A 7,953-nucleotide genomic window follows, 5' to 3' on the forward strand; every position below is an offset into this window, starting at 1 on the left:
CAGGCAGCCTTTTGTTGCCATGCATCCGATAAAATATTCTGAGACTGTTTGAACGAAGATTCATATCGGGTGTGAATAGAAACATTCAGGAGGTTACTATTTTATGAATCCCAATCATCTGAACGCATATGAAGTCCTGAAGGAAGAAGAGCTTCAGGATATTCATTCAAAAGGATGGCTTCTGAGACACAAAAAAACAGGAGCCAGAGTGATGCTCATCGAGAATAGTGATGAGAATAAGGTTTTTAACATTGCATTCCGTACACCGCCGAAAAACAGTACAGGTGTTGCTCATATACTGGAACACAGCGTACTGTGCGGCTCCAGGGAATTTCCGCTTAAGGATCCTTTTGTGGAGCTGGTAAAAGGTTCTCTTAATACCTTCCTTAATGCCATGACCTATCCGGATAAGACCTGCTACCCGGTAGCAAGCTGCAATGACCGGGATTTCCAGAATCTGATGCATGTATATCTGGATGCAGTATTCTATCCGAATATTTACAAAAAAGAAGAGATCTTCCGTCAGGAAGGCTGGAACTACCATCTGGAGAAAAAAGAAGGCCCGCTGAAATACAACGGTGTCGTTTACAATGAAATGAAGGGTGCTTTTTCCTCACCGGATGATGTTCTGGAGCGAGAGATCATGAATTCGCTGTTCCCGGATACAACCTATGGCTGTGAGTCCGGCGGAGATCCTGTAAATATTCCGGATCTCAGCTATGAGGAATTTCTGGATTTCCACAGACAGTACTATCATCCGTCCAACAGCTTTATCTATCTCTACGGAAACATGGATATGGAGGAGAAGCTGGAATTTCTTGACAGCCATTATCTGTCTGCCTTTGATTCTCTTGCCATTGATTCCGAGATCCGGGATCAGGAAGCCTTTGCTCAGGTAAAGGACATTCAGAAGCCTTATCCGGTGTCAGAGGATGAGGGAGAAGAGGATAACACCTATCTTTCCTACAATATGGTTGTGGGTGAAGCGGCAGATATCAACCTGAGTCTTGCTTTCGAGGTTCTGGATTATGCTCTCCTGAGCGCACCGGGTGCACCACTGAAGCAGGCACTTCTGGATGCAAAGATCGGCAAAGATATTTACGGCTCCTTTGAGGATGGCATCAAGCAGACTTATTTTTCCATTGTAGCAAAAGGAGCAAACTTAAACCAGAAAGAGGAATTCATAAAGGTGATCCGTGACACTCTCACAAAGATCGCAGAGGAGGGAATTGATAAAAAGGCAGTAACAGCCGGGATCAATTACTACGAATTCCGTTTTCGCGAAGCAGATTTTTCTTCTTATCCGAAGGGACTGATGTATGGCCTGGATATTTTAAGCAGCTGGCTTTATGATGATACGAAGCCGTTCTGCGAGGTGCAGCTTCTGGAGGGCTTTGAGTTCCTTAAGAAAGCCCTGGAAGAGGGATATTTTGAGGAGCTGATCCGGAAATATCTTCTGGATAATACCCATGGTGCGATCCTTTCTCTGGTACCGGAGAAGGGCCTTGCAGCAAAGAGAGATAAGGAACTGGAAGAAAAGCTGGAGAATTACAGAAAGAGCCTTTCTGATGAAGAGCTTACCCGGATGGTAGAGCACACCAAAGCGCTGGAGGCTTATCAGGAAGCAGAGGAAGCTCCGGAAGCTCTGACCTGCATCCCTATGCTCTCCAGAGAAGACATCAAAAAAGAGATCACAGGGCTGACAAACGAGGAGCACCACGTAGCTGACAGCCTGTTTCTGTATCATGATGTGTGCACCAATGGTATCGGTTATGCAGACCTTCTTTTTGAAATCCATGACTTTGATGTTGACACAGTCCATTATCTGGGACTTCTGAAATCCGTGCTTGGTGCAGTGGATACGGAGAATTACACTTATGGCGAGCTGTTTAATGAAGTGAATGCGAGAACCGGCGGTATTGCCTATGGAATCGAGGTTTTTGATGATGCCCAGGATACCGATGCATTCCGTGCCATGTTTGCCGTAAGAGGAAAAGCGTTATATCCGGAGATGGATTTCATGTTTTCCATGATCCGGGAGGTTCTTACAACTTCGAAGCTGGATGACACCAAACGTCTCTATGAGATCATTGCCAGAGTGAGATCCAGAGCCCAGGCCAGCCTTGCAAGTGCAGGCCATTCCACAGCAGTTCTCCGTGGTGCTTCCTACGCATCTCCGATGGCGGCATTCCAGGATGAGATGGCAGGAATCGGATATTATCAGTTTATCGAAAAACTGGAAAAGGATTTTGACAGCTGCAAGGATGAGATCGTGAAAAATCTCCGTAAGGTGATGAAAGAGGTCCTTCGTCCGGAGAATTTCTGTGTAAGCTATACCGGAGAGAGAGAATCTCTGGATGTAGTAAAAACACAGGCTGCCGGGATCAAAAAAGTCCTGTTTAACGGACAGAAGCCGGAGCCTGTGAAGCAGGCCCCCTGCATAAAGAAAAACGAAGCCTTCAAGACCTCCGGCCAGGTCCAGTATGTGGCACAGAACGGAAACTTCCGCAAAAAAGGCCTGGAGTATACCGGCGCACTGGAGATCCTGAAAGTAATCTTAAGCTACGATTATCTCTGGATCAACCTTCGTGTAAAGGGTGGAGCGTATGGCTGCATGAGCGGCTTTAAGAGAAACGGGGAGAGCTTCCTGGTATCCTACCGTGATCCCCATCTTAAGAGAACCCTGGAAGTATACCAGGGCGTGCCGGATTATATCCGTGCCTTTGAGGCTGATGAGCGTGAGATGACAAAATATATCATCGGAACGATCAGCAACAAGGATGTGCCAAGAACCCCGCAGATGCAGGGAAGTATCTCAAAAACCGCATATTTCTCCAAGGTTACAGAGGATATGCTCCAGAAGGAAAGAAACCAGATCCTCGGAGCGCAGAAGGAGGATATCCAGAAACTGGCAGCTCTTGTAGAAGCAGTACTTTCCGATGATCAGATCTGCGTAGTGGGAAGTGAGACCGCAATAGAGAATGCAGAAGATGTATTCATGGAAGTGAAGCCACTGATCGGCTGCTGAGAAACAAAGCCTGCTATCCGTTAAATGGGATAGCAGGCCGTGAAAGAATTATGAGAGGATAAAGAATGGATAACAATTTTAGATCAGGCTTTGTTGCGATCATCGGAAGACCGAATGTTGGAAAATCCACGCTGATGAACCATCTTATCGGACAGAAGATCGCCATCACATCAAACAAGCCACAGACAACCAGAAACAAGATACAGACCGTGTACACCTGTGATGAGGGACAGATCGTATTTCTGGACACACCGGGTATCCACAAGGCAAAAAACAAGCTCGGGGAATACATGGTACAGGTTGCGGAGAGAACCCTGAAAGAAGTAGATGCCATTATGTGGCTGGTGGAGCCATCCACGTTCGTAGGTGCGGGAGAGCGCCACATTGCCGAGCAGCTGCAGAAGGTTGGAGTTCCTGTGATTCTCATCATCAACAAGATCGATACGGTAAAAAAAGAAGAGCTTCTTCCTGCGATCGATACCTATCGTAAGATCTGTGATTTTGCAGAGATCATTCCCTGCTCTGCCCTCCGTGGAAAAAACACACAGGATATCATTCCAAGTATTTTCAAATATCTTCCGTACGGACCGATGTTCTATGATGAGGATACAGTTACCGACCAGCCTCAGCGCCAGATCGCCGCAGAAATCATCCGTGAGAAAGCTCTGCATGCACTGGATGAGGAAATCCCTCACGGGATCGCCGTTGCCATCGACCGTATGAAGAAACGTCCGGGAAGAAGCAACATCATAGATATTGATGCGACCATCATCTGCGAGCGTAATTCCCACAAAGGCATCATCATCGGAAAACAGGGTGCCATGCTGAAAAAGATCGGAAGCAATGCCCGCTATGAGCTGGAGCGTATGCTGGAAGCAAAGGTAAACCTAAAGCTCTGGGTCAAGGTGACTAAGAACTGGAGAGACAGTGATTTCCTGATCAAGAACTTTGGATATGATAAGAAAGAAATCTGAAAATGAGTGATCTGATTACCGTACAGGGAGTGGTACTTTCTGCCATGCCGGTAGGGGATTATGACAAGCGGATCGTCCTTCTCACAAGAGAGAGGGGGAAGATCTCCGCTTTTGCCAAGGGAGCAAGACGACAGAACAGTCCGTTCATGGCAGCAGCTAACCCGTTTGTATTCGGAAGCTTTACTCTTTATGAGGGAAGGACAAGCTATAATCTGAACCAGGTCAGCGTGCAGCATCATTTTGTGGAGCTGGCTACCCGGCAGCCGGGGGTTTATTATGGATATTATTTTCTGGAGCTGGCAGATTATTTTGGCAAAGAGGGAACCGATGAGAAGGAGATGATGAATCTTCTCTATGTGACCATCAAAGCCATTTTGAATCCTCATATAGAAGATCGGCTGGTGCGCTGTATCTATGAACTGCGGACTATGGTGATCCAGGGCGTGATGCCGCAGCTGTTCCAGTGTGCGGGCTGCGGAAGAGAGCTTACGGAGGAAGAAACAGGAGAACTTTTTTTCTCCCAGGACGAGCATGGGATCCTGTGTGCAGACTGCAAAACGATGGCCATGGACAGGAAACGGATCTCAGCGGCTGCCCTGTATGCTATGCGCTACATAGCCGTGTCCCCCTTAGCAAAACTGTATACGTTTACTGTGCGGGATGATGTGCTGCGGGAACTGGAACGCCACATTTACCGGTATACGGAGCTGAATACAGACAAACGATTTAAAAGTCTGGAGATCCTGGAAATGATGAGATAGATCCCTGCCGGCTGCGGAATAACCGTAACGATTTATTTTTCAAAAGCAGGACAGGATGCAATGCATATGGAAATATCCTTGAAAAATCATGAGGATACTAGTATAATAAGACCAAAAATGTAAAAAAGGCAGCTTTTCCGGGGTTTTCCGGACGCATTTGGCGGAACAGCTGCAAGTCAAGAGGAGAGAAATCATGGAAAAGACAATGGAAAAGATCGTAGCTCTTGCAAAAGCCAGAGGATTTGTTTACCCGGGTTCCGAGATCTACGGCGGCCTGGCAAACACATGGGATTATGGAAATCTTGGTGTAGAGCTTAAAAATAACGTAAAACGTGCATGGTGGCAGAAATTCATTCAGGAGTCTCCGTACAATGTAGGTGTTGACTGTGCAATCCTTATGAACCCGCAGACATGGATCGCTTCCGGACATCTTGGCGGATTTTCTGATCCTCTTATGGACTGTAAAGAGTGCCACGAGCGTTTCCGTGCAGATAAGCTCATTGAGGACTTCTGTGCAGAGCATGACATTGCCATTGAGGGAAGTGTAGATGCATGGTCCCAGGAGAAGATGATGGAGTTCATCAAGGAACACGAGGTAGGATGTCCGAGCTGTGGTAAACACAACTTCACAGATATCCGTCAGTTCAACCTGATGTTCAAGACATTCCAGGGTGTTACCGAGGATGCCAAGAATACTGTATATTTAAGACCGGAGACTGCACAGGGTATTTTCGTAAACTTCAAGAACGTACAGAGAACATCCCGTAAAAAGATTCCGTTTGGTATCGGCCAGATCGGTAAATCCTTCCGTAACGAGATCACACCGGGTAACTTCACATTCCGTACCCGTGAGTTCGAGCAGATGGAGCTTGAGTTCTTCTGTGAGCCGGATACAGATCTTGAGTGGTTTGCATACTGGAAGAAGTTCTGCCTTGACTGGCTGAGTGCTCTCGGACTTAAGGATGATGAGGTTCGTTACCGTGACCATGATAAGGAAGAGCTGAGCTTCTACAGCAAGGCTACCACAGATGTGGAATTCCTTTTCCCATTCGGATGGGGTGAGCTCTGGGGAATCGCTGACAGAACAGATTATGACCTGACACAGCATCAGAATGTATCCGGTCAGGATCTCACATACTTTGATGATGAGAAGAAACAGAAATATATCCCATACGTTATCGAGCCGTCACTTGGAGCAGACCGTATGGTACTTGCTTTCCTCTGCAGCGCTTACGATGAGGAAGTTCTGGATGCAGAGAAGAACGATGTCCGTACAGTCCTTCATTTCCATCCGGTACTTGCACCGGTTAAGATCGGTGTGCTTCCGCTTTCCAAGAAGCTTAACGAGGGTGCTGAGAAGATCTACCAGCAGCTTTCCAAGAAGTACAACTGTGAGTACGATGACCGTGGAAACATCGGTAAACGTTACCGCAGACAGGATGAGATCGGTACTCCTTTCTGTATCACTTATGACTTCGAGTCTGAAAATGACGGTGCAGTTACAGTCCGTGACCGTGACACTATGGAGCAGGTACGTGTGAAGATCGATGAGCTTGACGCATACTTTGCTGATAAATTTACATTTTAAGTAAATATATTTTTTAATAAAAAACCTCCGGCTATTTCCTGGCCGGAGGCTTTTTTTCAACAAGTCTGTTTTTCATCCGCCAGTTTCTTGGCGAAATTCCGTATATATTTTTGAAAGCCCGGGAAAAATGCAGCTGATTGGGATATCCGACTGCATTTCCGATATCTGCGATAGACAGGGCTGTGATCTTAAGAAGTTCTGCAGCTTTGGTCATGCGATAGCTGATCAGAAATTCCTGGGGAGAACGTCCGATGGTGTCGTGGAAGATCTTGCCGAAGTAGCTTCGGTTCAGGCCGCAGCAGGCTGCGATATCCTCAATGGAAATATCATTCTGGAAATTCTGTTCAATAAAAGAGAGCGCTTCCTTGATATAAAAATCACGGATACTTCCATCCTGTTTCATGCGGACAGTTTCAGCAGAGCGCATAAAGTAATCCAGAAAAAGCCAGGTATGTCCGATAAGATGGAAGGGTGATTCCTGGGAATTATGGCTGATATAAAGCATTTCCTCCATCATTTTCTGGCGGAGATCTGCAGAGTGGCTGTGATAGACCGGATGGTCCTGACTTAAACCTGCAGTTTCCACGATCTCTTTTGCCCGGAGTCCGTCAAATTCCACCCAGGTGTACTCCCATGGAAAGTCGGTATCTGCAATGTAGGTGTTGATCTGACCGGGAAAAAGCATGAAACCCTGGCCGCTTTTTACCTGATAGGTGATGGTCTCTCCTGCGGAATTGTCTGCCATCAGAGTTCCTGTACCGGAGATCACATAATGAAAAATATAATGGTTTCGTGCGGCCGGGCCGAATGAATGTGCCGGAGTGCAGTGCTCCCAGCCGTATTGATATAGTCCGATATCAACAAAGTTTTCATTTGGAAAAACGGAGAAGAGAAGGTCATTCATATTTTTATCCTTTAGGCGCATGATTTTGTCAGGTTTCAGTAACATTATACAGTGACATGCTCCCACCACTTAAATCTTACGATTTTGAAGTGGGGGCTTCCTGCTCGATTACCCTTTAGGGCAAAGCTAAAACAGGCTATCCCCGCGTGTCCCGCGGTTTTGTTTTTTATGTTTATCCGGTTACGGATTTTTTTCTTGTGCCGTCAGGCACATTCTTTATAGATTCTTTTTCCTTCTTCACGGATGTTGACTGCTGCATTCACATCCCGGTCCATCCTGTTTCCACATTCACAAACATACATTCTATCCGACAATGCCAGTTCCTTTTTCTTATGTCCGCATACACTGCAGATCTTGCTGGATGCAAAATAACGGTCTACTTTTATAAGATGTTTTCCGCATTCTTCCAGCTTGTATCCCAGCATGAACAGAAACTGCCCGTACCCGTTATCCTGCACACCTTTCCCAAGGTGCAGCCCTCCGGACATTCCCTTCAGATTCAGATCTTCCACACATACTGCATCATATCTTTCCGCAAGCTCCCTGCTGAGCTTATGCTGGAAATCTTTTCTCTGGTTCTTTATCTTTTCATGACATAAAGCTACCCTTTTTTTCTGTTTCTGATAGTTCCGGCTTTCTTTTTCACAGTGGGAGAACTTTCTCTGTTCTCTTGCAAGTTTTTTCTCTGCTTTTCTGTA

Annotated in this window: 6 protein-coding genes; 4 read left to right on the top strand and 2 right to left on the bottom strand. The window is 46.3% G+C overall.

The window, feature by feature from the left end; all coding sequences use genetic code 11:
* The first annotated feature begins 103 nt into the window (after window positions 1-103).
* The 4 genes from MUB50_RS11065 to MUB50_RS11080 all read left to right on the top strand — a co-directional run bounded on the left by MUB50_RS11065 (window position 104) and on the right by MUB50_RS11080 (window position 6,351).
* Window positions 104-3,028, top strand: a complete 2,925-nt coding sequence (locus MUB50_RS11065) for an insulinase family protein (RefSeq protein WP_244790986.1) — start codon at window positions 104-106, stop codon at window positions 3,026-3,028.
* Between the two features lie 65 nt (window positions 3,029-3,093).
* The gene (gene era, locus MUB50_RS11070; RefSeq protein ID WP_015525809.1) at window positions 3,094-4,002 is read left to right on the top strand and encodes a GTPase Era; all 909 of its coding nucleotides are present in this window, start codon (window positions 3,094-3,096) and stop codon (window positions 4,000-4,002) included.
* Between the two features lie 2 nt (window positions 4,003-4,004).
* Window positions 4,005-4,763 (top strand): DNA repair protein RecO, encoded by a 759-nt coding sequence (gene recO / locus MUB50_RS11075; RefSeq protein WP_118625427.1) that lies wholly within the window; start codon window positions 4,005-4,007, stop codon window positions 4,761-4,763.
* 193 nt (window positions 4,764-4,956) lie between these two features.
* Window positions 4,957-6,351: a glycine--tRNA ligase gene (locus MUB50_RS11080; protein WP_118625429.1), complete on the top strand. Its 1,395-nt coding sequence runs from the start codon at window positions 4,957-4,959 to the stop codon at window positions 6,349-6,351.
* Window positions 6,352-6,382: 31 nt separating this feature from the next.
* On the opposite strand, the gene MUB50_RS11085 is transcribed toward MUB50_RS11080, so the two are convergent.
* On the bottom strand, window positions 6,383-7,255 hold the full coding sequence (locus tag MUB50_RS11085) for an AraC family transcriptional regulator (RefSeq protein ID WP_118513633.1): 873 nt from the start codon (window positions 7,253-7,255) through the stop codon (window positions 6,383-6,385).
* Between the two features lie 203 nt (window positions 7,256-7,458).
* The coding region (locus MUB50_RS11090; RefSeq protein WP_244802541.1) for an RNA-guided endonuclease InsQ/TnpB family protein at window positions 7,459-7,953 on the bottom strand (495 nt) is incomplete at its 5' end.

Source organism: Blautia sp. NSJ-140, assembly GCF_022868965.1.
In the GTDB taxonomy this organism is placed as follows: Bacteria; Bacillota; Clostridia; order Lachnospirales; family Lachnospiraceae; genus Blautia_A.